General features: G+C 64.0%; 1 protein-coding gene. It reads left to right on the top strand.

The window, feature by feature from the left end; genetic code table 11:
* The coding region (locus tag U5A52_RS43090) for a TolC family protein (protein WP_321940510.1) at nucleotides 1-461 on the top strand (461 nt) is incomplete at both ends.

Here is a 461-nt window from a genome sequence, read left to right as displayed (position 1 = left end):
GTGCTTCCCGTCATTCCGGCCGATCTGCCGTCGAGTCTGCTCGAGCGGCGGCCCGATATTCTGCAAGCCGAACAAAATCTGGTCGCCGCCAATGCGAACGTCGGCGCCGCGCGGGCGCTTTACTATCCGACCATCTCGCTAACCGGTGCGCTCGGTTCGGTCAGCACGGCCTTCGGCGACTTCCTTTCCGGGCCCGCGGCGCTCTGGTCGATTGCAGCGGGTGTGACCGGGCCGATCTTCACGGCGGGCGCGATTGGTGGTCAGGTGCAGTCGGCCGAGGCACAAAAGCGCCAGGCAGAACTGATCTACAGGCAGACCGTGCTGGGCGCGTTCAACGATACCAACAACGCGCTCGTCAGCTCACAGAACACGATCGAGCAGACCGGGCTTCAGCAGCAGCGTGTCGACGCGTTGCGCGAATACGCGCGCCTCTCGAGCCTCAAGTTCGAAGATGGCCTGAT

It is taken from the genome of Paraburkholderia sp. J8-2, assembly GCF_905220195.1.
In the GTDB taxonomy this organism is placed as follows: Bacteria; Pseudomonadota; Gammaproteobacteria; order Burkholderiales; family Burkholderiaceae; genus Paraburkholderia.
The sequence above is the reverse complement of the archived record's forward strand: the minus strand, read 5'-3'. Positions and strand labels throughout refer to the sequence as shown.